The following is a 24,937-nucleotide window of genomic DNA, read 5'->3' as shown; positions in this document are numbered from 1 at the left end:
TGCGCTCAATAACTGGAATGTGTCACAGTGACATTTAGCGTAACGTATTTTTCCGTTTAATCACGCCACCTGATAAAGATAAAATCATGTTCAAACGGTGGTGAAGCTGTTTATTTCGAGTTGAATGAAGTTGGCTTTAATGAATTCATTTTCAAAAATCATACTTCAGGCGCTATCAATAATGAAAGATGGAAGATACATGTGGGCGGAAACTGGTTTTTATAGATCGCAAGGTAAATATGACTGGTGAAGGTGAGCATATTTACATTCTTAAATAGCTCACTGCCAATACCTTCCACCGATTGATGACTTATTTTTATTAAATGGATAAACTTTATGGCATGGAAAAGAAAACATATTGAAGAACCAGATAGCCCAGTGAAAATACCTCTTTATAAATGGCTTCTCACCTTCCTTATTCTTAGTGCGTTTTTATTGCTACTCTTTTATCTCTTTCGTGATGAAATCATTAGAGATAATGTTACTTTATTAATCTTATTTTCTCCTCTAATCCTGTGTCTTTTCCTCTTCTGTTTACAAATATATTTTTATGCCAGAGCCATGCAAAATTATACGGTAATAATGCATAACATCAATAATATCAACACAGAATGGGAAAAATGGGGAGGCCGTTATGTCTCTGTGCTGGGCAGTAAACTTTTCCTTCCCGGCGAAGTGGATGGATCGTCACTATCAGACAATCAGTCAGAGGTAATGTATGGTTTATCCGTGAGGATTGATTATTTTACATGGAAAACTAATGACTGGTTTTCTTTCTTTACTCTTCTTATTGATGAAAATGATATTTTTAATCTTCCCGTTCGGATTGCAAAAGAGTTTATTATCCTTACGGACTGTAATGAAAGAGAATATACCCGTATGGAGGCCGATTTTTCCAGAGTGCTGGAGGAGATGAACATCATGTTGCCGTCCGGATCTGTCCGTCTTGTTCCTTCTCTTTTATTTGAACAACTTGACGTCTGGCTGAAAGTGACAGAAGAAAAAATATATATTGTTCTGGTTTTACAGCTTAACGGCAAAGAAAATTATTCAGATGGCATAGTTTCCTTTTTATTCGCAGCAGATGATGTAGTAAAAAAATATCAACTGGATGAAAAAGCCAGAATTTTTCGTCCGATGGTTGTGGTAGCCGATCGTTTTGATAAAGATCTGGATATTTTTATTGATACGCAAAAAATAGCCGGAAATGCCACAGGACTGACAGGGGACTGCGCTGGTCTGTTACCCGTCAGCGGCAGTATTCTTCAATGCTTCAACGAAAAAGAAGGGAAATTACAAGTTGATAATATCCACGTAATGGAAAGCCTCAGTGGTCTACCCGGATTGAATTCGGTCTGGTTAACTGCGGCGTTAGCAGTCTCGGCGGCGTCTTATCAAAAATCAGATTATCTGATGATGGCCAGATATGAAGACGACTGGATAATTACTACTGTCCACCCGGTGGAGGCTTCATGAAATCTGCAAACAATAAGTTAACGATTATTGCAGACGTATTGCTGCTCCTGCTTTTTGCGGCTGTATTGGGTTTTATTATCTGGCGTTTTGGTGATCTTTTTGGATTAACCGGGGATAAAAATAAGTTTTATATATGGCTGGCTGGCATAATGTCGTTTATTTTTCTGCGGGCATCCTGGTATTTTTCCCGTTTATACAGGGTTCGCAGGGAACGGCGGCAGTCTGAGGAACAGGGGGAATACCCGGAAAAAGAAATTCGTTATGAACCTGGGCAAAGAACATCTTTGTATTCTGAACTATTTTTTCATCTTCGCGACCGTTACGGTCTGTTCTGGCAGCGTCAGGTCCGTCTGCTGCTGGTGACGGGCGAGCCTGAGCAGGTGGAAGCCATCGCGCCGGGGCTGACAGAGCAGCGCTGGCAGGAAGGCGACCATACGGTGTTGATATATGGCGGCAAGGCGTCGGCAGAGCCGGATACCACCCTGCTGGCCTCCCTGAAAAAACTGCGCCGCTTCCGCCCGCTGGACGGTATTATCTGGCCGCTGACGGAGAAACAGAGTTGCCAGACGGCGCAACTGGATAAGGGCTGGCGCGAACTGGGTAATGGTGGAAAATTGCTTGGCTTTCAGGCTCCGCTGTATCTGTGGCTGGTCTGTGATGACGGAGGTTATCAGGCCGGGCGCACACTACAAAGCGTCGGCTGCCTGCTGCCGGAGCGAAGCACACCGGAACAACTGGCTACACAACTGGAAGCACAAACCCCGCAACTGACGGAACAGGGAATGTCGCAGTTGCTGACCAATAACCGGCACGATTTTCTGTTGCGTCTTGCCCACACTCTTACAGAGCGCGGCATCGTTCACTGGCAAACCGTCCTGAAGCCCTTGCTGGCAGGCGGCGCATTCCCTTCTCTGCACCTGCGCGGCCTGATGTTCAGCCCTCCACTGGCCGCCGTGCCGGAAGCGGCTCCCCACGCGTGGCTGTCATCGCTGGTGTGGGCGGGCGTTACTGGCGACAATGCAAAAGGCCGCACCGTGGGCTTTCCGTGGCTGCGCACCGCGCTGATGGCCTGCTTCTGCGTGCTGGCGATATGGTGGACCGGAATGATGACCTCGTTTTTTGCCAACCGCGCCCTGATTCAGGAAACCGGGACGCACACAGCGCGGGCCATCAATACCCGACTGCCGCTGGCAGAGCAACTGGTTGCGCTGCACACCTTGCAGGGCGAGCTTGAGCGTCTGCAGTATCGTATCCGCCACGGTACGCCGTGGTATCAGAGTTTCGGTTTGGAGCGTAATGCTCAGATGCTGAACGCGGCGTTCCCCGGCTATGCGCAGGCGGCAAACCGACTGGTACGCGATGTAGCGGTCGCCCACCTGCAGCAGCAACTGAACGCCTTTGTCGCCCTGCCGCCGAACAGTCCGCAACGCACCGCAACGGCAGAACAGCGTTATAAACAGCTTAAGGCGCTGCTGATGATGTCCCGCCCGGAAAAATCTGACGCCACCTTTTTCAGCACCACGCTGATGGCAGAGCATCTGCGCTATGCAGATGTACCGGAAGGCACCCAGCAAAGCGTACTGCCGTCGCTGCTGACCTTCTGGATGGCGAATCTGCCGGAGCATCAACAGTGGAAAATCGCCCCGCAGCCGCAACTGACCGGTGAGGTACGCAAAATTCTGCTGCGCCAGATTGGGGTGCGCAATGCGGAAAACACCCTCTATCAGAACGTCCTGAAACAGGTCTCCCGTAACTACGCCGATATCACGCTGGCAGACATGACCGGCGACACGCTGACAGACCCGCTTTTCAGTACCGAACAGACCGTACCGGGAATGTTTACCCGTCAGGCATGGGAAGGACAGGTAAAAGAGGCAATAGAACAGGTGGTCACCGCCCGGCGCGAGGAAATCGACTGGGTGCTCAGCGACCGTCGCCAGGACGCATCCGCCGTTATCTCGCCTGAGGTGCTGCGCGCCCGCCTGACGGAACGCTACTTTACCGACTTCGCCGGAAGCTGGCTGGCGTTTCTTAACAGTCTCCGCTGGAAGCACGAAGATTCACTTTCCGGCGTGCTGGACCAGTTGACGCTGATGGCTGATGCCCGCCAGTCGCCGCTGATTGCGCTCACAGATACGGTGGCATGGCAGGCGGCGGCAGGAAGGGAAAGCCGTAGTCTGTCAGACTCGCTGACACAATCAGCAAAAGAGTTGTTTAACGGTAAAGAAAAAACACTGCAGAACACCCGTGCCGCCCGTGAAGAAGCACCAACAGGACCGATGGACAAAACCTTTGCCCCGCTGCTGCGGCTGACCGGTGATAAAGCCGTGGGCACTGGCGACAGCCAGCTCAGCCTGCAAACTTATCTCACCCGCGTGACCCGCGTGCGCCTCAAGCTCCAACAGGTCACCAACGCCCCGGACCCGCAGGAGATGATGCAGCAGCTGGCGCAGACGGTATTGCAGGGCAAAACCGTCGACCTCACCGATACCCGCGATTATGGCCGTCTGATAGCCGCCAGCCTGGGTGAAGAATGGAGTGGTTTTGGCCAGTCGTTGTTTGTTAGCCCGGTGGAGCAGGCATGGCGACAGGTGCTGACGCCCGCAGCGGATAGCCTTAACCGGCAGTGGCAGCGCGCTATTGTCAACCTCTGGGAGCAGGATTTTGCCGGGCGCTACCCGTTCAAAGACACAGCGAATGACGCCTCACTTCCCCTGCTGGCGCAGTACCTGCGTGACGACGGGCGGATAAATCAGTTTATTGCCTCCAACCTCACCGGAATGTTGAAACGCGAAGGCCGGTACTGGGTGGCTGACACCATGAACACGCAAGGACTGGCGATCAACCCGGCGTTTTTACGCGCCCTGAATCGCCTGCGCGATGTGGCCGACACAGTCTTTGCCAGCGGCGATGCCGGGGTACATTTTGAACTGCGGGCAAAACCGGCGCGCGACGTAATGAAAACGCATCTGGTGATTGATGGGCAGGAACTGGAATATTTCAACCAGAAAGAACGCTGGCAGCGTTTCAACTGGCCGGATGAACAGTGGCAGCCCGGTGCGTCGCTGAGCTGGACCAGCACGCAGAATATGGAACGAATTCTGGCCGACCACCGGGGAAGCTGGAGCTTTATCCGTCTGCTGGAGCAGGCGCAGGTGATGCAACTGGACAGCAGTAACTTTAAGCTGCAGTGGAAAGCACCGGACGGCCTGCCGCTGCATTACCTGATGCGCGTCGAACAGGGTAAAGGGCCGTTGGCGCTGCTGGCGTTGAAAAACTTCCGCCTGCCGGGACAGGTGTTTCTGACCGGGAAAGCCATAAGTGATGCAGAAGAATACAGGGACAACGCAGATGAGTGAGTTACTGCAACAGTTAACCCGGAATTGTTTCTCTGACCGGGATGCGACGACCGTCGCACAGGAGCAGGCTGCACTGTGGCAGAGCTGGCTGCTGCCGGTGACGGAGGATTCGCCGGTGGGTGAAGACCCCTGCTATCACGACGTTTTTTTGCTGATGCGCGACGAAATGAACAAATCCACCGCGCAGGGGCTGACGCTGACGCAGTGGGAATCGGAACTGCTGTTTGAGGTAAAAACGCGGCAACTGAAGCTGTTGCGCCTGCGGGCGCACCGCCACGCGGACAAAGCGGCGCTTGCCCGGAAAATGGGAAACCTGCTGGGAACGCTGGTGGTAATGGATCCGGCACGGGCGGCGGTACTGCGCGACACGCAGCATAAGGACTGATGGCGTTTATCAGAAGGACTAATACCTGCTGTCTGTGATCAAGGGCATAGGGGGACTAAGAGGGAAGGAGTTATGGCGCGAAGGCTGGCAAGACTGGGAGATAAAACGACATACGGCTATGTGGCAAGCGCTACGTCATCGATCATAGACGGCAAAAAACTGGCGCTGAATGGCGACAGGGCGTGGTGTAACAAGTGCAAAGGGATGTTCGGGATTGTCGGCACGGCGCGTGGGTGGTCTGAGGATTCGCTCTTTGTCGGTAACGGCGACCGTGTGGCGTGTAAATGCGCGAACAATCAGGTGATTGCCACTTCGGATTTGTTTGATGAATGTGGTGGCACGGAAAACCATACCACATCAGGCAAGACGAATAATCTTACCGCAGCAAGTACAAAGCCGCAGAATAAAAAATACAGCCATCAGATAAAACTTTTAACGAAAGAGGATGACGTTGGTTTAGAGGGTATCCCTTATGTATTCATTCTGAGTGATAGTACCTTCAGAAAAGGGAAAACGAATCCGAACGGGGAAACGGAGCGAATTTATACGGATGCGCCGGAGAAGGTTACGGTGTTAGTTGGTAAGCTGGCGTATTCTTGGGAAAAAAGAGGCGGCAACTTCGGTTCATTAAAGGAGATAAATGAAAGAAAAATTGAACTGATGACAGCTGAGCAGGAGCCGGTTGAAAATGTTCAGTGGATTACTGGCCGGGATTATATTGTGGTGGTGGCCGCAAGAACGAAATTTAAAGATTCTATGGGGAATCAGTATCGTTTTGTAAACTGCGGATTGAGACAGCTACGGCTTTTTCCTGAAGTGAATAAAGATAATTATTCTATACAGCGTATTTTCCTGATGTTTCAGCAGGGATATGTGGAGAAAGACATTGAATTAATTAATGAATATGTTGAAGCATTAAGTGGTCGCGTGGTTTATGTGAAAGACAAGGCTGAATTTATTAAATTCCTGAACAGCAGAAAAGACAAGAACAGAGTAATTAAGGAGATGGTTATTCTGTGTCACGGAATTATCGACACTGCATCATTCCATTATCATCATGAAAATAAAGGAAAGGAAAAGACCGGTGAGTTTAAATCCAGAGATGTCGTTGACGTTCAGGAGGCTGTCTTTGATTATGATGCCGTTGTCACAACCTATGCCTGCCGGGCCGGTATTTCTGTTGATGGAAAAGACCTGACCGGAATGGATGCCGGACAGGAAAACAGTCCGGCACAAAAGATGGCGGATTGCTGGGACGTGAGTGTCAGAGCGTTTGAAATGCGGTCGGATTATTCATCGATTTACGGAACGAAAAAAGAAATACGTGCAGCAGAAAATTATGAAGATGTTATTGAAGAATACGAGGAAAGCCTGAGTGGATATAATAAGAAAAAGGCGAATAGTGATGTCGATATTACGCCGCCCCAGAAACCCGAAAATTATGATGAGATGTCAAAACGCTATGATGATGTCACAGCGAGAGATGCTAACGCTAAACGCGGTGCTGGTCCAATTGCGCCAAATGGTGCGTGGCGTATGCCGGGAACCGGGGATAGCCCAGAGGGGCTGAAAGAAGGATTACAGACCTATCAACCCGGAGAGTGGACATTGTGAACTCTTTAAAAATGAAGGGATATTACTTTCTGGTTGTTCTTTTGCTGACAGCCTTATGTGGTGGAGGATATGTTATGTATCAACAGCAATACAGAATGGCGGTGCATGTGACACCGGAGAGTGAAAACGATCCGGAGTGGCCGTCGAAAAAGAAGTGGTTTGATGCCAGTGAATGGTTAAGTACTCCACAGTATATAAAAATCAATGATTTTTATGTGATAAATACCCGCTATGTTCCAATTGGTGATCTTAACAGCGATCAGATAATATTTTATCTGAAGAAAGGTATTAATGGTTCAGAAAAAAGATTTTCAGAGTTATCTGTATTATCTGATCTGGATAATCAAGAGTTTCGGGAACTAATGAAAGATAAGCTATCCTCTGAATATCTCGAAACCCAGTTTGACAAAGAGACCTTAACGCCAACTATTGATTTCTTTCTTATCTATTTTATCTACAATAATAAGAGGTATGAGGTGCCGATCCGTAGGGAGTATTCGGGGAATAAATATCATTATTGGGTATTCGAGGGTTCGGTGAAAAAAGCCGGATACTGGCATGAAAGATTTCCCGCCTCATATTCATACAGAAAGTATCTGAATAAGGAAAAAATTAAATAAACGCAACCGTAAAAAACATGATTTAATTATTATATATTGATAATTGCTCGCGATATATTTTTCGTAAAATAATATCAACATCTGTTTTACATCTGAAGACTTGCACTATATTTACTTTTAATGAAAGGAGAATAACTCCTGCTTATGGACGACCTGACCCAACGCTATTACGAAGCCGAAATGCGCTACCTGCGTGAAGCGGGTAAAGAGTTTGCGCAAGCGTATCCTGATCGCGCCGCTATGCTCAATCTCGATAAGCCCGGCGCGCGCGACCCTTATGTCGAACGTCTCTTCGAAGGTTTCGCCTTCCTGATGGGCCGCCTGCGGGAAAAACTGGATGACGATCTACCTGAACTGACTGAGGGGCTGGTGAGCCTCCTGTGGCCTCATTATCTGCGTACAATCCCGTCGCTGTCGGTGGTGGAACTGTTAACCGATCATCGGCAAATGAAGCAGAGCGAAACACTGAGGGATTTTCAGGTGCTCTCGAGGCCCGTCGGCGAACACCGGGCACGTTGCTGCTACAGCGCCACGCGGGATATCACCCTGCTTCCGCTGGCTTTACCAGAGGTGTCGTTACAGTACGAACAGGATGGACGCTCGGTTATCCGTCTGCGCTTTGAGTGCAGCCCGCTGGCTGGCGACGGGTCACAGATTGATTTATCGAGACTGCCGCTCTATCTCAATGCGGACAGTCCGCTGGCTTGTGCATTACACCGGGCGCTGACGCTGGGGGTGCAGCAAATCTGGTTTCGCCTGCCGGGGGAGGAACGTCGGACACTGGACGGTTATTTTTCCCCGATGGGGTTCGGTAAGGACGATCCGCTCTGGCCAAAAGGCGAATCGGCCTTCAGCGGCTACCAACTACTACTGGAGTATTTCACCTTCCGCGAGAAGTTTATGTTTGTCGCCCTCAACGGGCTGGAGAATGTGGTCTGGCCGGCAGGAATGAGTGGATTCGAAATTGACGTGGTGCTCGCGGAAAGCTGGTCTCACGATCTGCCGTTCAGCACCGAAAATATCCGCCTGCACTGCGTACCGGTGATCAACCTGTTCCCCCTGGAAGCCGATCCACTGCATCTTTCTCCGCTGGAAAATGAATACTTGCTGCGCCCCATGCGTATTCAGGACGGGCATACGGAAATTTACTCCGTTGATAATATTATTTCTTCGCGACACACCGGCAGTCAGGCATATGTGCCCTTTTCCAGTTTTCGCCACCGGGGCGGGATGTTGCGTCATGATTCGCCGGAACGTTATTACCATACGCGGGTAAAACGCGGCCCTTCCGGTTTGCATGATACCTGGCTGATCCTTGGGGGCGACGCATTCGATATCGACCGCCTGCTGGAAGACGAAACCCTGTCCCTGAGTCTGACCGGCACCAACGGTCAGCTTCCGCGTAAAGCGCTGCAGAGCACGGTGCTGGACACCCCCGTCTACGCCACGCAGCATACACTGCGGGTGCGCAACCTGTGCGCGCCGACGCAGCCCTGTTATCCCCCGGCGCGTGACCGTTTCCACTGGCGGGTTCTCAGCCACTTAGGCTCCAACTTCCTGTCAATGATGGACAACGCCGAAATCTTGCGCGGCACGCTGGCGCTGTACGACTGGACGGAAAGCGAAATGAACCGACGCCGTCTGGAGGCAATCGTTGACGTTCAGCATCACCTGATTCAGCGTTTTGAAAAAGGTTTTCTACTGCGCGGCGTGGATATTCAGGTCACGCTGGACAGCAACGGTTTCGCCGGCGAAGGCGATATCACCCTGTTTGGCGAACTGCTGCACCGCTTTTTCGCCCTGTATGCCGACATCCACTTATTTACTCAGTTGACGCTGATTCTGCAACCTACAGGAAAATGTTTGCAATGGACAGAACACCACAGCCAGCGCGTACCGGGCTGACGGAAAGGCTTGCTCCGGACATTAACCGAATTAACTTTTACCGTTTCTGCCAGCTTCTTGAACAAAGCCAACCACAGACGCCACTGCTGGGGAGCACAACCAATCCGGCAGACGATCCCGTCCGTTTTCGTCCACATCCGGGGATGGGGTTCCCGGTAAGCGAACTAAAAAGCGTCGAACAGGATTTGGATCATCCTGACGCGCCACCCACGGTGCGCACCATGTTTCTGGGGCTGTACGGTGTGGATTCACCGCTGCCGACAGCCTATCTCGACTACATCGCGCAGCGCCGGGACGGCCATGAAGCGATGATGGCGTTTCTGGACATTTTTAACCATCGCTTTATCACTCAGTACTATCGTATCTGGCGCAAATATAATTACCCTACGTCGTTTGAACCGGGAGCCGTGGATAATATTTCCCGCTGCCTGCTGGGGTTGATTGGTTTGGGCATTCCCGGCAGCGAAAATCATATCGCCACGCCGGTCTCGCGTTTTCTGGCATTACTCAGCGTGATGCGTCTGCCGACGCGTACAGCAGAAGGCATAACGGCGCTGGTCAGATTACTGGCCCCCCAGACGAAAGCGACAGTTATCCCGCACGATCCACAACAGATTGTCCTGCCTGAACCTGCGGGTTTATCAAAAAGATCGCGTATTTGCCTGAAAACTCGGGCACTGCTGGGCAACACCGGCACTGACGTTAACAGCCAGTTACTGCTGAAGCTATATACCGAAGACGACGGAGAGGCACGCGGCTGGCTGCCGGGCGGGCAACTACATACCGACCTGCTGGTGCTGTTGCGTGTCTATCTGGGCTGGCGCTACCAGGCCCGCCTGCAACTGACCTTGCCCGTCAGTCTGCTGCCTCCGGCACAGTTGGGAAAACAGCGCGTTCAGGTAAGCCGAACGGGCGTGCTGCGGGCATCTTTTGCTGCCCCAGTCGCCGGTACGGTCACGGTCAGTCTCGGGCGTTATCAGGGACTCATGCCCACATCATCCACCCGCAACAGGGAGAGTGTTACTCATGTTTCTTACACCCTATAAACGACATGCTGTCAGCGTACTTGCCGCCGCGACGCTGCTGAGCGGCTGCGGTCTGACCCAGAGAGTGACTGACGGCACTAAAGAAGTAGCATCGGCGATTTTCTACAAGCAGATCAAAACGCTGCATCTCGATTTTGTATCGCGCAGCGCGCTGAATACAGATGCACAAGACACACCGCTTTCCACGATGATCCATGTCTGGCAACTGAAAACACGTGAGCGTTTTGACGAGGCCAACTATGACACGCTGCTTATGCAGGAAGAAAAAACGCTGAAATCAGATGTACTGGCCAAACATACCGTCTGGATGAAGCCAGCGGGTGCGGTTTCCCTGAATGTCCCTCTGGATAAAGAGACCCAGTTTGTCGCCATCGTTGGTCAGTTTTATCACCCCGATGAACAAAGCAACAGTTGGCGACTGGTACTCAAAAGGGATGAACTGGAAGCTGACAGGCCCCGCACCATAGAGCTGATGAGAAGCGATCTCCGCCTGCTCCCCCTTCAGGATAAGTAACCGATGGCAGCATCTTCTTTATTTGAAATGCTGACTTTCAGCTTCAGTGGTGAGCTGCCGCTGGAGCAGGTCAGCGAGCGGGATCAGCTTATTCTTTCCGTTATGGACAACATGCAGCGCATCATCAACTGCCGGGCAGGAACGCTGGCGCATTTACCGGATTATGGTTTGCCGGATCTCAGCATGATTCATCAGGGAATGACCGCGGGTATTCATGGTTTGATACACCAGATAGAAGAGACGTTACTGCGCTATGAACCCCGCCTGAGCCAGTTGCGTGTGGAGTTGCAGCCGCAGCCCCGTCCGGGTCACCTTAATTACCTTATTCATGCCCAACTTCCCGATACCGGCTGGATACGCTTTGATGGTATATTTTCTGCGGAAGGCCGGATTGTGCTGCGTCATCTCAAACAGCAGGAGCGCGCGTGACTTATGTCAGGTCGCGCACCTTGATTGAGCTTGCTGATTGCGCCAGAAAAGTAACAAGGAAAATCAATTTATTGATTTTCGGCTGATAACCACAAAGGAGGAAAAACCACGCTTTTTCCTTTTTTGCCGAAAACGGGAACGGCTATTGCCGCCCCCTCACCGGCTTATCCCTTCGGTAACTCAATATTACTTGCCGCCAGCATGCCCATGCGATGGTACATCGCGCAGGCCGCCTCGACGATCGGCATCGCCAGCGCCGCGCCGCTGCCTTCGCCCAGTCGCATACCCATATTGAGATACGGTTCGAGTCCCAGGTGCGCCAGCGCGATACGCGCCCCCTTCTCCGCCGAATAGTGGGACGGGATCAGATACGGTTTTACCTCCGGCGCGATCTGGCACGCCGCCAGCGCTGCGGCGTAGGAAAGAAAGCCATCCAGCACCACCGGCAGCCCGCAGGTCGCCGCTCCCAGCATCACGCCCGCCATCCCCAGCAGATCGAAACCGCCGACTTTGCTCAGCACATCGAGGCCATCATTCGGGTCGGGCTGATTGACGGCGATAGCCCGCCGCACCACCTCAACCTTGTTGCCGACCTTCGCCAACGGCAGATTGGCGCCAATTCCGACCACCTCCTGCGCATCGCTGCCGGTCAGGACGCTGACGATCGCCGCCGCCGGCGTGGTATTGGCCATCCCCAGCTCGCCGACGCCAAACAGCGTGACGCCTTCCTGTGCCAGGACGCGGGTATAACGCATCACCTCCAGCAACAGCTCCTGCCCCTGCTCGCGGGTCATGGCCGGACCGCGGGCAATATTGCCGCAGCCCCGCGCCACCCGCATATTCACCACCCCGGGCAGCGGTTCGCTATCGATACCGACATCAATTACATGCACTTTCGCTCCGGCCTGCGCTGCGAGCACGCAGACGCCAGTGGTGCCGCGGGTCATATTTGCCGCCTGGATAGCGGTGACCGCTTTCGGCGAAATCGCCACCCCTTCGTCCCACACCCCATGGTCGGCGCACATCACCAGCAGGGCTTTTTTCGCCACCTGCGGCTGACCGCCCAGGCCGGGCATTCCCGCCAGCTGCACCGCCAGCGCCTCCAGACGCCCGAGGCTGCCGGGGGGCTTGAGTAAGCCGTCGATATGGTGTTGTGCCCGCGCCATGGCGTCGACGTCCGGTGCGGGGATCGCCCGCAGAACCGTGTTTAAATTTTGCATACAGAATCCCTGTAGGGCTGGCCGGTCGGCCAGCGGTAATGTTATTTGATTTTGACGCCGATGCCGGAGACCACCAGCCAGACCGCATCCGCCGCTGCCGCCAGGCGCTGATTGACCCGCCCGGCGATATCGCGAAAATGCCGCGCCAGGCGGTTCTCCGGCACAATGCCCATCCCCACCTCGTTGGTCACCAGCACCACGTGCGCCGGACAGCGCTGACAGGCGGCAATCAGCACGCCAATTTCGTCATCAATAGCCCGTTCCATGGCGGCGTAATTCCAGCCGTCGGGGTCGCTGTCGCCGCCGAGCGCGAACAGCAGGTTGGTAACCATGGTGGTGATACACTCCAGCAGAATGGCCTCCTCTGGGGCGATAGCCGGGGTGATCAGTTCATCAAGCTGCTGCCACCGCTCGGCGGTGCGCCAGTGGGCGGGCCTGCCGTCGCGATGATGCTGGATCCTTGCGGCCATCTCGTCGTCAAAGATTTGCGAGGTGGCGATATATAACACCTGCGGCGCATCGGCAATCAGCGCCTCGGCATGGCGGCTTTTACCGCTGCGCGCGCCGCCGGTAACCAGAGTCAGCATAGGGGCTCCTGATGTTGGCGCATGATGGCGTAAATTTTATCGATGGCGATATGTTCGCGCATGGCCTCCGCCAGCCGATCAAACTGCCGGGTTTTATAGCGGGCATACTCCAGCGCGCTGTCCAGCGGCGCCAGCCCTTTGCGCTGGCGCAGGCCGTTGAGCAGCGCCCGGGTAAAAGCATCGCTGTCGAACAGGCCGTGGAGATAGGTGCCGAACGCCAGGCCGTCGTCGCTTATCGCCCCGTCGTCCACTGACTGTCCCGCTTTATGCAGCTGCAGCAGCGGCGGGCAGCCTGCCTCACGGCGCGTCTCGCCCATATGAATTTCGTAGCCACTGACGCGCAGACCCGCCGCGTCGGCTAACCATTCCGGAAGGTTAGCTCCCAGGGTCGCCTGCACCTGGGTGGTGGTTTTGTGCTGGGCGAAGTGGGTCACAGTCTTCAGCACCCCCAGTCCGGGCTGGGTGCCAAGGCCAGACTCCACCTCATCGATAATGGTTTCGCCCAGCATCTGATAGCCGCCGCAGATCCCCAGCAGCGGCACCTTGCGCTGCCGGGCCTGCTCGACTGCATGCGCCATACCGCTCTCGCGCAGCCAGCACAGATCGCCGAGGGTATTTTTACTGCCCGGGAGAATGACCAGGTCGGCGTCGGCCAGCGCCTGCGGATCGCGGACATAGCGCACCCGGACGTCTGGCTGCGCCGCCAGGGCGTTAAAATCGGTAAAATTGGCGATATGCGGCAGGTGAACGACGGCGATGTCGATATCGCGCCGGTCGGTGCGATGGTATTTCCCGGCCTGCAGCGCGACGCCGTCCTCATCCTCAAGATCCACGTCAAGCCACGGCATAACGCCCAGCACCGGCACCCCGGTCAACGCCTCGATTTGCTCGATTCCCGAGCGCAGGAGCGCCACATCGCCGCGGAATTTATTGATGATCACCCCTTTCACCCGCGCCCGCTCCTGAGGCTGCAGCAGCGCCAGCGTGCCGTAAATCGCGGCAAACACCCCGCCGCGGTCGATATCGGCCACCAGGATCACCGGACATTGCGCCATCTCGGCCATGCCCATATTGACGATATCGCGGTCGCGCAGGTTAATCTCCGCCGGACTGCCGGCGCCTTCCAGCACCAGCGCCTCATACTCTCCGGCCAGGCTCTGGTAAACCGCGAGGATCTGTTCGCGCAGGCGCGGCTTGTACTGGTGATAGCTCACCGCGTCCATGCTGGTCGCCACCTGCCCCATCAGCACCACCTGCGCCTGACGGTCGCTGGTGGGCTTGAGCAAAACCGGGTTCATGCGGACATCCGGCGCGATCCCGGCCGCTTCGGCCTGAAAAATCTGCGCCCGGCCCATCTCTTTGCCATCCGGCGTAATGCCGGAGTTCAGCGCCATATTCTGGGATTTAAACGGCGCGGTACGCAGCCCGTCCTGATGAAAAATGCGGCACAGTCCCGCCACCAGCACGCTTTTTCCGACATCGGAAGCCGTGCCCTGTAACATCACTGCCAGCGTCATGATGCCTCCTTTATCGCGCCTATTGCGTTGTTGTGCATCCGCTGAAAAAACTCCGCCTCGGTTTTACACAGCGGCAGCCCCAGTTCGCTATGAAGTTTCACCAGCCACGGCTGGGTCAATCCTGCCCGGTCCATGATCTCCGCGCAGGCAAAGACCTCGCCGGGATCCCCCTCGGCCAGCACTTCGCCGTGACGCAGAACGTAAACGGTGTCGCTCACCTCATAGATCAGATCGATATCGTGGCTGGAGATCACCACATGCCGGCCCTGTTCGACAATGCGCCGGATGATGGCGATCATCTGCGCCCGTCCGCGAGGATCGAGGCCCGCGGTGGGCTCGTCAAGCAGCAGGTAGCGGGCCTGCAGCACCAGCGCCCCGGCGATCGCCACCCGTTTTTTCTGCCCATGGCTGAGGCACTGGATCGGCTGCTGGCGAAACCCCTGGGCATCAACGAGGGTCAATGCTTGATCCACCCGGCGGACGATCTCCTCTTCCGCCATCCCGAGGTTACGCAGACTAAAAGCGATATCGCTGTCGATATCGGTATAGAAGATTTGCTGATCCGGATCCTGAAACACCGTCGCCACCTGCTGGCGCAGCGCCAGCAGACCGCGCTTGCTGTAATTCAGCGCCTCTCCCTGCCACAGCACCGCCCCCTGCTGCGGGCGCAGCAGGCCGCTCAGGTTCATAAACAGCGTCGACTTTCCGCAGCCGTTGGCCCCCACCAGGCCGGTCACCGCGTGGCGGGAAAAATCCAGCGTCAGCCCTTTAAGCACCGGCTCATCCTGATAGCGAAACCAGAGATCGGTTGTGGCAAGCATACTTATCCTTAGAGGTGAAAATCACCCTGGTACAATTTGATATCCAGCGCCGTGCTCATCTGCTGATAGCGCAGGAGGACGCGGGTGAACAGCAGTCCCACCAGCATCGCCAGCGAGCGATAGCCCTGCGGCACGCTACCATAGCCAAAACGCAGGGTTTGCGCGCGGTGAATCGCCATCGCCTCGTCCAACAGAATAAAAATGAAGCGCCAGGTCAGCAGGATCTGCTCCGTCAACAGTCGCGGTACGCGACCGCGCTTGAGCAAGATAATCAGCTGTGGGAAAGGCAGATTAAGCACCAGCCAGAGCGTGGCCGCCATCGCTGCCAGGCTGCGCCAGAAGGTCTCCCCGGCCACGGCCAGCCCCGGAGTGGACACTCCTATAGAGAAAGCGCCCAGCCGGATGCTGGCTAACAGCATCTGCGGGTCGCGGCTGACGCTGAACACAATGGTCAGCACGCCGACCAGCAAAAAGCCAAAGGGCAGCGCCATCCAGCGGCACCAGCGCCAGAATGAGACCCGCAGCAGCCAGCAGGTCAGCGCGGCGGTCAGCGCCAGCGTCAGCGCCTGCCCCCACGCCGGCAGCGTAAAGGCCAGCACCATCAGCAGCAGCCAGAGCAGAAACTTACGCTCCGGCGCCACGTGCAACCAGCGGCTCTGGTAGCTAAGTCGGTCAAACCCGGTCATCACGGCGCTGTCTGCCCCTCGCATACCCGAGAATGTAAAAAATCACCGCTGCGCCCAGCGAGCCCTGCAGGGTAAACAGCAGGCTCTCAATCTCGCCGCTCGCCGGTTCGTACAGCGGCTGGAACCAGGGTTGATAATCCGGCGCCACCACCTGGATCTGGCTCTCCGCTTCGCCGTCCGAGCCGCCAAACTCACCGCCATGATTAATAAAAAAGGGCAGGATCATCAGGGCGACCACCATCGCCAACAGGATCAGGGTCTTTTTCATATTAATGTCCCTCCGCGACGATCAGCCGCCGTTTGGTCAGTTGATCGTAGATCATCACAGTTAGCAATCCTTCCGCGATGGCGATCGGGATCTGCGTCAGGCAGAAGATCCCCATAAACTTCAGGATCGATCCACCTGCCCCGGTGGCCGGATCGGGAAAGGCCACCCCGAGCTGGACGGAGGTGACAAAATAGGTCATCAGATCCGCCAGCATCGCGCAGAGAAAGACCCCGACATCGCGACGGATCCCCGCCCGGCAGGCCAGTTTCCACACCAGATAGCCGACCATCGGGCCGATCACCGCCATCGACATCCCGTTAGCGCCAAGGGTGGTCAGGCCGCCATGCGCCAGCAGCAGCGCCTGAAACAGCAGAACGATCGCCCCCAGTACCGCCACCACGCCCGGCCCGAAGAGGATCACCGCCAGACCGACGCCGGTCGGGTGCGAACAGCTGCCGGTCACCGACGGGATCTTCAGCGCCGAAAGGACAAAAATAAACGCCCCGCACAGAGCCAGCAGCACTTTCTGATTGCTCTCCTCCTGGACGATACGCCGCAGGCGCACCAGGCCGTACCACAGGCAGGGTAAAAACAGCAGCCACCACGCCAGCGCCCACATCGGCGGCAAAAAGCCCTCCATGATATGCATGGCGAACGCTTCCTGCGGGACGATGATCAGCAGAACAGCCGCCGCCAGCCCCCCATACGAAAGCTGCTTCAGCGATTTCACCTGATTCATTACGCCTCCTCCCACTGTTTATTCACCAGAATGGTCGAGAAATAGGGCAGCGGCTGGTCATCGCTGACCTCGCGCAGACGACGCCAGCACTGCTCGCCCGGCAGGGTGGCCTCTGACATCATCAGCGCCGCATCCAGCAGCCCCGCCTGCGCCAGCAGCGCCTTAATGCGGGCGAAGCGGCCGTAGACTTTCATCAGCACCAGGCTGTCGTGCTGGCGCAGCGCCGCGGCAATGTCCGCTTCCGGCGCGGTACAGGAGATCACCGCCAGCGACTGCTGCTCCATGGCCAGCGGGGTTTTCGCCCGCGCGGCAATGGCGGCGAAAGAGGTGACGCCGGGGACAATCTCCAGCCAGTCCGGGCAGCCAATTCGCTGCAGCAGAAAGACCCAGGTGCTGAACAGCATGGCGTCGCCGAGGGTGATAAACCCGACCTGCCTGCCCGCCGCCACCTCCTGGGCCAGGGCCGCGGCGACATCGTTCCACACCGCCTCTTTTTCCGCGCTGTCGGCGCTCATCGGAAAATGGCAGCAGCGGACTTCCGTCTGTTCGCCGAGGTACTCGCGCACGATGGAGAGCGCGAGGCTGTCGCCGCCTTTGCGGCCGGCTGGCGCGTACAGCACATCCAGCTGGCCAAGGATCCGCGCCGCACGCACGGTGATCAGATCGGCCGCCCCCGGCCCGGTGCTCAGGGCATATAGTTTGCCGCTCATGCTGCTTTCTCCATCGCGTCGTTCAGCGCCTGCTGCAGATGGGCGACAAACATCGCCCGCACCGCCGGATTTTCCCCTAACCCGTTCAGCCACGGGGTAGCGGGGATGCCGGCGGCATTGAAGCGGGTTTTCCACGAATCGTCTTCGTCGGAGGCCATATCATTAATGGCATGATCGCCGGCCACCAGCATCAGGGGCATCAGATGCACGCCGGTCACGCCCTGGCGGGAGAGTTCGTTAATCACGATGTCCACTTCGGGATAGCTTTCCACCGCCCCCACTCGCGCCGGAAAACCCTGCACTGCCATCATATGATCCAGACAGGCGTAGGCGGCGAAGGCGTGGTGGCTGGCGCCGTGGCCCATAAACACCACTCGCTCCGTCGCCGCCAGCGGCGGCATCTGCTGGCGCAGGGCCTGCATCAGCTGCACATAATCGCCATGCCCGCTCAGCAGCGGCACACCCAGCGTCAGACGCTGAAAGCGCGGGCGCATGCTCTGCACTTCGCGAACAATCTTCTCGTACTCGTCGCCGTTGATAATGTGCAGGGACTGGATCGCCACATCCTGATATCCCTGCTCGGCCAGCTTTTGCAGCGCCTGCAGCGGAGTATCGATATGGATACCGTCGCGCTGCTGCAGTTTGCGAATAATCATCCCCGAGGTGAAGGCGCGGAACAGCGTGCGGTCCGGGCAGCTGGCGGCCAGATCGCGCTCGCAGGCGGCGATGTTCTTCTCGCGGGTGTCGTGATAGCTGGTGCCGAAGCTCACCACCAGAAGTGCTTTTTTCATATCCTGTTCCTCAAGTCGCCGACAGCCAGCGCGTCAGCCGCGCGGTGAAATCGGCCTGGCTTTGCAGTAATTCATCGCCCTTCACCAGCGGCGCCGGGCGGGTAATGACGATGCAGGGGATCCCCGCATCGAGACAGGGTTGTACTTTTTCCTGATAGCCTCCTTCCGCGCCCGAGGCTTTCGTCACCACGACATCGGCCCGGCACTGGCGATAAAAGGCGGCGTTAAATTCGGCGCTGAACGGCCCGCAGAGGGCAAAGATCTCCCCAACGCCAAACCCCAGATCGCTGCAGTGCTGAACCACTTCCGGCACCGGCAGCACCCGGGCGAGCAGCGTTTTCTCCGCCAGTCCCGCCCGCCAGGCCGCCAGATCTTTACTGCCGGTGGTCAGCAGGATCCGCTCCCCGAGGCGACGGGCCAGCGCGCAGGCCTCGTTCAGGTCGCCGACCACGTGAAGTAACTGATGGCGCAGATCGCTCAACTGCTCCGGCCTTTGATAGCGGCTGAGCAGGACCCCGACGCTGGCGCAGGCGCGCACAATATTCTGGCTGACCACCTCGGCGTAGGGGTGAGAGGCGTCGATCACCCAGCGGGTGCGCTGTGCCCTGAGCCACGTCGCCATCTGCTGCCACTCCATACGCCCGCAGCGTATCCGCCCGCCGATATCGCCGGCCAGCCGCTCGCCGGTGGTGGTCGCCACCGACAGGGTGTAGCGCACGCCGGCGGCGTCCAGCTGCTGGCAGATCGCCCGCGCATCGCTGGTGCCCCCGATAACCAGCACGTCGCCGTGATTCACAGCGCGTAGCCTCGCGGGGTGATCATCAGACCGTTGTCGATGTAAGTCGCTTTGTTGCCGACGATGACCAGACTGGTCATATCCACCGGGGCAAAATCCATCTCTCCGAGGGTGGTCAGCCATTTCTCCTGCTTTTTGCGCCCGGCGGATTTGACTACGCCAACCGGCGTATCCGGGCTTTTGCTGGCCGCCAGCAGCGCAAAGGCGCGCGCCAGATGCCCTTCGCGGCCGCGGCTGCGGGGGTTGTAAAAACAGATAACGAAGTCCGCTTCCCCTGCGGCGACTATGCGTTTTTCAATCACCGGCCACGGCGTCAGCAGATCGCTGAGGCTGATATGGCAGAAATCATGCATCAGCGGCGCGCCGAGCAGTGAGGCGGCGGCGATACTGGCCGTCATCCCCGGGATCAGACGGACCTCAATGTCCAACTGCTGCTTATTAACCAGCTCAAGCACCAGCCCCGCCATGCCGTAGATACCAGCGTCGCCGCTGCTGATAAGCGCAACGTTGTGCCCGGCCTGCGCCAGCTCAATGGCGGCCTGGCAGCGTTCAATCTCTTTGCACATGCCGGTTTTGATCACCTGCTTGTCGCCGGTGAAGGCTTTTACCAGGTGGGTGTAGGTCTTGTAGCCCACCACAATTTCCGCCGCCTGCAGGGCTTCCACGGCTTCCATGGTCATCATCGCCTGCGAGCCAGGGCCAATTCCGATTACGCTTAACATCAGTGTGTTACTCCCAAAGTAATAGTCACGCCCTGCTCGCGCAGGGTTTCGCCGGACAGGTTTCCCTGACTCAGCAGCCAGGCCACCGGGCCGGAGACGCTGCCGACCCCGACCGTCTCCCGGACAAAAGACGAGGCCGGAAAGTGGTGCTCGTGCTCGCGCAGCGCCTCGGCGCTGAAGGTTTCGAACGGCACCCGGCAGCGGTGAGCCAGCTGGCGCAACCCCGGCTCGTTTGCCTTCAGGCTCACGCTGCCAATCGCTTTCAGCGCCAGCGGGTCAAGACGCTGAGCGGCAAGCTGGCGCTCCAGCAGCGTACAGAGCAGGGAACAAGGGGTGTCGCGCCGACAGCCGATCCCCGCCACCACCCGCTGGGGCACCAGCTTCCAGTGAGGCACCGGCAGCGGCGGCAGCGACCGGCGCAGGGTGACGCAGATCAGGGCGTCAATCGTCGGCAAGCGCGCCAGGTCGCTCACCGGGATAAAGCCGCGCCGGTCGCAGCGACTTAGCGCCTCGGTGAATTCAGCGTCGCACCACAGTCCCACCCGCTTACCGCTCACCAGCATCTGGTTGACGGTTTTCACCGCCGCGCGAAAATCGCTCATCCGGGCGTTCAGCTGAAAGGCCAGCGTGTCAAGGGCGGCCAGCTCGTTGACGTCAGTCGCCGTGGTGATTACCGGATCGGCATCGAGCATCCCGGCGAGATAGCGGGTCAGCGCATTGGCGCCCCCGGCATGGCCGGAGAGCAGGCTGATGACGTGCCGGGCGCGCTCATCAATCACCACCACCGCCGGGTCGCTGAGCTTGTCGTTCACCAGCGGCGCCAGCACCCGCACGGCGATCCCGGTGGCGCCGATAAAAATCAGCGCCGAGAAGCTGCTGAACGCCTCGCGGGCAGCGTTGGCAAAGCCGCCGTTGAAGGGGATAAACCCCTCTTCCAGCAGTGCCTCGCTGGTGTAACAGGTGAGCGGCAGCATGGCCGCCAGCCGTTTTGCCAGCCGCACGCCGCCGGGCGTCAGGCAAAACAGGGCAATGGATTCAGGCTTTACGGTATTCATGGCTAAAATCCGCTGCGTACAGTTTTGAATAGTGATACTCATCGCCGAGGAAGGGACCGACGAGGATCAGCGCCGTTTTGCGGATCCCGGCGTCGCGTACTTTGTCGCCGATGTCCGCGAGGGTACCGCGGACGGTCTGGCTTTCCGGCCAGGTGGCCTTGTAGATCACCGCGACCGGAGTGGTCGCCGGGTAGCCGCCCTCAACCAGCCGCTCCGCCACCCGGTGAATACGCTGCACCGACAGGTAAATCGCCATCGAGGTTTGATGGCTGGCAAAGGCCTCCAGCTGTTCGCGTGCGGGTACCGGCGTGCGCCCTTCCAGACGGGTAATAATCAGACTTTGCGACACCTCGGGCACCGTGTACTCCACCCCCAGCTCCGCTGCGGCGCCGAGAAAAGCGCTGACGCCCGGCACCACCTGCCAGCGGATCCCGCGGCGGGTCAGCTCTTCGCCCTGTTCGCGCACCGAGCCGTACAGCGAGACGTCGCCTGTCTGCAGACGCACCACCGTTTTTCCCGCCTTCACCCCCGCCTCCATCAGGTCGAGGATCTGCTCCAGATGCAGCGCGGCGCTGTCGTGACACTCTGCCTGTGGCGGACAGTAGTCCAGCAGCTCGGTGTTGATCAGCGACCCGGCGTAGATCACCACCTGCGCCTGCTGCAGCAGACGGTAGCCTTTGAGAGTAATCAGTTCACGATCGCCAGGACCAGCGCCGACGAACCACACACAATGGGGATCAAAAGTCTCAGCCATGGTTTTCTTCCTTCTGACAGGCGATAACAAAAACGGGATTATGGGGTTTGAAATAGTGGCCGCTGCCCAGGGTAGCCAGGGTGGAGACCGCGAGCTGCTGGCAGTCCACCTTGTGAATGCCGCACTGCTGCAGATGCCCCAGGGCGCTATGAAGGTTTTCCTGCAAAATAAAAGTCATCACCAGCCGGCCGCCGGGATGTAGCTGCGCCAGCGACCAGTCGATCAGCGCCGTCAGGTGGCCGCCGCTGCCGCCCATGAAGATCGCGTCGGCTTTGTCGGCGACCGCCAGCGGCGCGATGCCCGCCACGATAGCGATGTTGTCGCAGCCAAAACGCTGGCGGTTATCCGCCAGCAGGCGCAACGCGTCGGCCTGACGCTCAATCGCCGTCACCCGCAGCGCCGGATTCTGCAGGGCGGCCTCAATGCTGACGCTGCCGGTGCCCGCGCCAATATCAATCAGGTGGCGCGCCCGGTGCAGCTCCAGTTTCGCCAGCGCCAGCGCGCGCACGGCCTCTTTGGTCATCGGCACCTGGGCGCCGCGCAAAAACAGCTCATCTTTCATCGAGGATCACCACCGCATTCATCTCATATTCGTCCTCCACTGCGCTGACCGGCAGCCAGTGGATCCGCTCGTTTTCCATCGCCAGGTTCTCGCCAATCACCATCCAGCGATGGCCTTTGCCGCGGGCCGTCAGCTGGGCGGCAATCTCCCGCGGACCACAGCGACCGTCGGTCACCATGGCGACTTTCCGGTGGGCGGCCAGCGCATCGACGCTCACCGCCCGGCCATGGCTGCTGGTCAGCCACATGTCGTTCATGTCGATGCCCGCCCGGGCGCAGAGGTACTGCACCGCGCTGATGCCGGGGATCACCTGCACTCGTTCCCGGCCAAAATGGGCAATCAGCCGGGTGCCAATGCCATAGAACAGCGGGTCGCCAGAGGCCAGCACCACGACGTGGCGCCCGGCGCGGGCCTCGATCCACGCCAGCAGCGCCGGAATATCAGCCCCCAGCGCGTAGCGCTCGCCGGCGAAAGCGGGAAACTGCTGGAGATGGCGGCTGCCGCCCACCAGCGCCTCGGCGGCGGCGATCGCCTCGCGCGCGGCCGGGGTCAGCCACTGCAGCCCCGCCGGGCCCATCCCCACGACCGTCAACATGCCAGCTCCCGGGCAATCGTCTCCAGGGGACGACTGCTGCCCAGCACCTGGTTATCAAAAGAAAAGAGAACCGCGTCGCAGGTAGGCGGGTGCTGAGTGAAGCGCAGCATCTCGAGAACGCGCTGGCAGATTCGCTCAGCCAGATGGTTATAGAGGCGCTGGTATCCCCAGGCGTCGATATGCTCCATTGCCGCTTCGGTGGTGTCGCACTCGCTGACCAGCGTCAGCAGCGGCAGCGGCGCGCCAAGCAGCGCCAGATGGGCGACGAGGGTTTCCATCCGCGCATCGGCGATATGGCTGTGGGTATGAAAGATCCCGGCGGCGATTTTGATCAGTTTGCCGGGGTGGCCGATGAGCACAATCTGGCGAAAACCGAGCCGAACCGCCTCTTCAATCATGTAGCCGACGAAGTTGCTCATGGTGACCACTATCTGCGGGTCGATGCCCATCTGCTCGCGGACAAAGCGCTCACCGTGGTTGCCCGGCACCAGCACCACGCGCTCCAGCCCGGCGGCGCGTTTTATCTCCAGCTCGAGGGAGAGCGAGCGTTTCCAGCTCTCTTCCGACATCGGGGTGACGATCCCGGTGGTGCCGATAATCGAGATGCCGCCGAGGATCCCCAGCCGGGCGTTATAGGTTTTTTGCGCGCGGCTTGCGCCTTCCGGGGCAAAGATCTCCACCTGCGCGCCGCGGGAAGGGCCAATCGCTTCGCGCACGGCGGTCTCGATGGTGTGCCGCGGAGTACGGTTTATCGCCGGGCTGCCTGTCGGCAGGCCGATCCCTTTGCGGGTCACCGTGCCGATGCCCTCGCCGCCCAACAGGCTAATCTCTCCGCTGTCATTGAGGGTCACCCGGGCAAAAATCAGCATGCCGTGGGTGGCGTCGACATCATCGCCGCCGTCTTTACGGATCGCGGCGACCGCCTGCTGCCCTTCGACGTGCGGAGACTCGACGTTCAGGCACAGGGTGACGCCGGAGGGGGTGACGATCGAGACCTGGTGGATCAGATGCTGGCGCATCACCATCAGCGCCGCCACTTTTGCCGCCGCCGTGGCGCAGGAGCCGGTGGTGTAGCCCTTGCGCAGCGCTTTGCCGTGATGCCACACCGGGGCGTCAAAGGTCTGATCGCTCATTGCGCCTCCCGCAGGTGGTAAAGCAGAGCGTTCACAATCGCTGCCGCCACGTTGCTACCCCCTTTGCGGCCGAGCGCGGCGATGGCCGGCAGGCCGCTCTCGCTGAGCGCCGCTTTCGACTCCGCCGCGCCGACGAACCCGACCGGCACCCCCACCACGCCGCCGATGGCCGTCTCGCGATGTTCCAGCAGGCGAAACAGCGCGGTTGGCGCATTGCCGAAGACGAACACTTTCTCCCCGGGCTCCTGCACCGCAATATCCACCGCCGCCATCGAGCGGGTCATCCCCCGGCTCTGTGCCTCGCGCACCACCCGCGGGTCGCTGATATAACAGCGGCATTCGCCGCCAAAGCGGGCCAGCAGGGTTTTGTTGATCCCGGACAGCGCCATGGTGGTATCGGTATACAGCGTGCAGGGCCGGCTCAACGCCTCGCTCAGCGCGATCAGGGCATCCGGAGAAAACCACAGAATATCCAGCCAGTCGAAGTCAGCGGTGGTGTGGATCACCCGCTTGATAATCGCCTCGTGCAGTGGGCTGGCAAAATGGTAGTCCGGCCGCGTTTCGGCGATGATCTCGCTGATGATGTCGAAGCTTTTTGCCTCGATCGCCTGCGGTTGTTGTATGTACTGCATC

Annotated in this window: 26 protein-coding genes; 9 read left to right on the top strand and 17 right to left on the bottom strand. The window is 57.9% G+C overall.

Annotated elements, in window-relative coordinates:
* Positions 1-336: 336 nt before the first annotated feature.
* From B8P98_RS05190 to tssE, 9 genes are all read left to right on the top strand, one after another.
* Positions 337-1,476: a hypothetical protein gene (locus B8P98_RS05190; protein WP_025713301.1), complete on the top strand. Its 1,140-nt coding sequence runs from the start codon at positions 337-339 to the stop codon at positions 1,474-1,476.
* Entirely contained in the window at positions 1,473-4,835 is a 3,363-nt protein-coding gene (locus B8P98_RS05185; protein ID WP_080897075.1) for an ImcF-related family protein, read from the top strand. Before B8P98_RS05190 ends, B8P98_RS05185 begins: the two co-directional genes overlap by 4 nt.
* Complete coding sequence (locus B8P98_RS32110) at positions 4,828-5,220, top strand: hypothetical protein (protein ID WP_023342126.1); 393 nt, start codon at positions 4,828-4,830, stop codon at positions 5,218-5,220. The genes B8P98_RS05185 and B8P98_RS32110 overlap by 8 nt, the downstream gene beginning before the upstream one ends.
* Positions 5,221-5,292: 72 nt before the next feature.
* A complete protein-coding gene (locus tag B8P98_RS05175; protein WP_025713303.1) occupies positions 5,293-6,834 on the top strand; it encodes a PAAR domain-containing protein in 1,542 nt (513 codons plus the stop codon).
* Positions 6,831-7,454 (top strand): hypothetical protein, encoded by a 624-nt coding sequence (locus B8P98_RS05170; protein WP_223862124.1) that lies wholly within the window; start codon positions 6,831-6,833, stop codon positions 7,452-7,454. The genes B8P98_RS05175 and B8P98_RS05170 overlap by 4 nt, the downstream gene beginning before the upstream one ends.
* 144 nt (positions 7,455-7,598) lie before the next feature.
* Positions 7,599-9,359 carry a type VI secretion system baseplate subunit TssF gene (gene tssF / locus B8P98_RS05165; protein WP_095032799.1) on the top strand — a complete coding sequence of 587 codons (1,761 nt, stop codon included), beginning with the start codon at positions 7,599-7,601 and terminating at the stop codon, positions 9,357-9,359.
* Complete coding sequence (gene tssG, locus B8P98_RS05160; RefSeq protein ID WP_080897074.1) at positions 9,323-10,405, top strand: type VI secretion system baseplate subunit TssG; 1,083 nt, start codon at positions 9,323-9,325, stop codon at positions 10,403-10,405. The genes tssF and tssG overlap by 37 nt, the downstream gene beginning before the upstream one ends.
* Positions 10,386-10,919, top strand: a complete 534-nt coding sequence (tssJ, locus tag B8P98_RS05155; RefSeq protein WP_012540696.1) for a type VI secretion system lipoprotein TssJ — start codon at positions 10,386-10,388, stop codon at positions 10,917-10,919. The genes tssG and tssJ overlap by 20 nt, the downstream gene beginning before the upstream one ends.
* Before the next feature lie 3 nt (positions 10,920-10,922).
* A complete protein-coding gene (tssE, locus tag B8P98_RS05150) occupies positions 10,923-11,348 on the top strand; it encodes a type VI secretion system baseplate subunit TssE (RefSeq protein WP_025713308.1) in 426 nt (141 codons plus the stop codon).
* A 164-nt stretch (positions 11,349-11,512) separates the two neighbouring features.
* Here the strand turns inward: tssE and cobT are convergent, their stop codons facing one another.
* The 17 genes from cobT to B8P98_RS05065 are packed head-to-tail and all read right to left on the bottom strand — an operon-like array spanning position 11,513 to position 24,936.
* Complete coding sequence (gene cobT, locus B8P98_RS05145) at positions 11,513-12,568, bottom strand: nicotinate-nucleotide--dimethylbenzimidazole phosphoribosyltransferase (RefSeq protein ID WP_025713309.1); 1,056 nt, start codon at positions 12,566-12,568, stop codon at positions 11,513-11,515.
* Between the two features lie 41 nt (positions 12,569-12,609).
* Entirely contained in the window at positions 12,610-13,155 is a 546-nt protein-coding gene (gene cobU / locus B8P98_RS05140) for a bifunctional adenosylcobinamide kinase/adenosylcobinamide-phosphate guanylyltransferase (protein WP_025713310.1), read from the bottom strand.
* Positions 13,149-14,672, bottom strand: a complete 1,524-nt coding sequence (locus tag B8P98_RS05135; protein ID WP_080897073.1) for a cobyric acid synthase — start codon at positions 14,670-14,672, stop codon at positions 13,149-13,151. The genes cobU and B8P98_RS05135 overlap by 7 nt, the downstream gene beginning before the upstream one ends.
* Complete coding sequence (locus B8P98_RS05130) at positions 14,669-15,493, bottom strand: energy-coupling factor ABC transporter ATP-binding protein (RefSeq protein ID WP_025713312.1); 825 nt, start codon at positions 15,491-15,493, stop codon at positions 14,669-14,671. Before B8P98_RS05130 ends, B8P98_RS05135 begins: the two co-directional genes overlap by 4 nt.
* 8 nt (positions 15,494-15,501) lie before the next feature.
* Complete coding sequence (locus B8P98_RS05125; protein ID WP_080897072.1) at positions 15,502-16,179, bottom strand: energy-coupling factor ABC transporter transmembrane protein; 678 nt, start codon at positions 16,177-16,179, stop codon at positions 15,502-15,504.
* The gene (locus tag B8P98_RS05120; RefSeq protein ID WP_012967312.1) at positions 16,166-16,447 is read right to left on the bottom strand and encodes an energy-coupling factor ABC transporter substrate-binding protein; all 282 of its coding nucleotides are present in this window, start codon (positions 16,445-16,447) and stop codon (positions 16,166-16,168) included. Before B8P98_RS05120 ends, B8P98_RS05125 begins: the two co-directional genes overlap by 14 nt.
* A gap of 1 nt (position 16,448) precedes the next feature.
* On the bottom strand, positions 16,449-17,186 hold the full coding sequence (gene cbiM, locus B8P98_RS05115) for a cobalt ECF transporter S component CbiM (RefSeq protein WP_023323213.1): 738 nt from the start codon (positions 17,184-17,186) through the stop codon (positions 16,449-16,451).
* The gene (locus B8P98_RS05110; protein WP_025713314.1) at positions 17,186-17,896 is read right to left on the bottom strand and encodes a cobalt-factor II C(20)-methyltransferase; all 711 of its coding nucleotides are present in this window, start codon (positions 17,894-17,896) and stop codon (positions 17,186-17,188) included. The genes cbiM and B8P98_RS05110 overlap by 1 nt, the downstream gene beginning before the upstream one ends.
* Entirely contained in the window at positions 17,893-18,687 is a 795-nt protein-coding gene (gene cbiK / locus B8P98_RS05105; protein WP_095032798.1) for a sirohydrochlorin cobaltochelatase, read from the bottom strand. Before cbiK ends, B8P98_RS05110 begins: the two co-directional genes overlap by 4 nt.
* A 10-nt stretch (positions 18,688-18,697) precedes the next feature.
* Positions 18,698-19,483 (bottom strand): cobalt-precorrin-6A reductase, encoded by a 786-nt coding sequence (locus B8P98_RS05100; protein WP_095032797.1) that lies wholly within the window; start codon positions 19,481-19,483, stop codon positions 18,698-18,700.
* Positions 19,480-20,205, bottom strand: coding sequence for a precorrin-3B C(17)-methyltransferase (locus tag B8P98_RS05095; protein ID WP_025713317.1), 726 nt, complete (start codon positions 20,203-20,205; stop codon positions 19,480-19,482). The genes B8P98_RS05100 and B8P98_RS05095 overlap by 4 nt, the downstream gene beginning before the upstream one ends.
* Complete coding sequence (gene cbiG / locus B8P98_RS05090; protein ID WP_025713318.1) at positions 20,205-21,260, bottom strand: cobalt-precorrin 5A hydrolase; 1,056 nt, start codon at positions 21,258-21,260, stop codon at positions 20,205-20,207. Before cbiG ends, B8P98_RS05095 begins: the two co-directional genes overlap by 1 nt.
* The gene (locus B8P98_RS05085) at positions 21,241-22,014 is read right to left on the bottom strand and encodes a cobalt-precorrin-4 methyltransferase (protein ID WP_025713319.1); all 774 of its coding nucleotides are present in this window, start codon (positions 22,012-22,014) and stop codon (positions 21,241-21,243) included. The genes cbiG and B8P98_RS05085 overlap by 20 nt, the downstream gene beginning before the upstream one ends.
* Positions 22,007-22,576 (bottom strand): decarboxylating cobalt-precorrin-6B (C(15))-methyltransferase, encoded by a 570-nt coding sequence (locus B8P98_RS05080; RefSeq protein WP_025713320.1) that lies wholly within the window; start codon positions 22,574-22,576, stop codon positions 22,007-22,009. Before B8P98_RS05080 ends, B8P98_RS05085 begins: the two co-directional genes overlap by 8 nt.
* A complete protein-coding gene (locus B8P98_RS05075) occupies positions 22,566-23,171 on the bottom strand; it encodes a cobalt-precorrin-7 (C(5))-methyltransferase (protein WP_029884385.1) in 606 nt (201 codons plus the stop codon). Before B8P98_RS05075 ends, B8P98_RS05080 begins: the two co-directional genes overlap by 11 nt.
* On the bottom strand, positions 23,165-24,304 hold the full coding sequence (cbiD, locus tag B8P98_RS05070) for a cobalt-precorrin-5B (C(1))-methyltransferase CbiD (RefSeq protein WP_025713322.1): 1,140 nt from the start codon (positions 24,302-24,304) through the stop codon (positions 23,165-23,167). The genes B8P98_RS05075 and cbiD overlap by 7 nt, the downstream gene beginning before the upstream one ends.
* Entirely contained in the window at positions 24,301-24,936 is a 636-nt protein-coding gene (locus B8P98_RS05065; RefSeq protein WP_025713323.1) for a cobalt-precorrin-8 methylmutase, read from the bottom strand. The genes cbiD and B8P98_RS05065 overlap by 4 nt, the downstream gene beginning before the upstream one ends.
* Between the last annotated feature and the right edge of the window lies 1 nt (position 24,937).

Source organism: Klebsiella quasivariicola (assembly GCF_002269255.1).
In the GTDB taxonomy this organism is placed as follows: Bacteria; Pseudomonadota; Gammaproteobacteria; order Enterobacterales; family Enterobacteriaceae; genus Klebsiella; species Klebsiella quasivariicola.
This window is presented reverse-complemented; position numbering and strand designations above follow the sequence as displayed.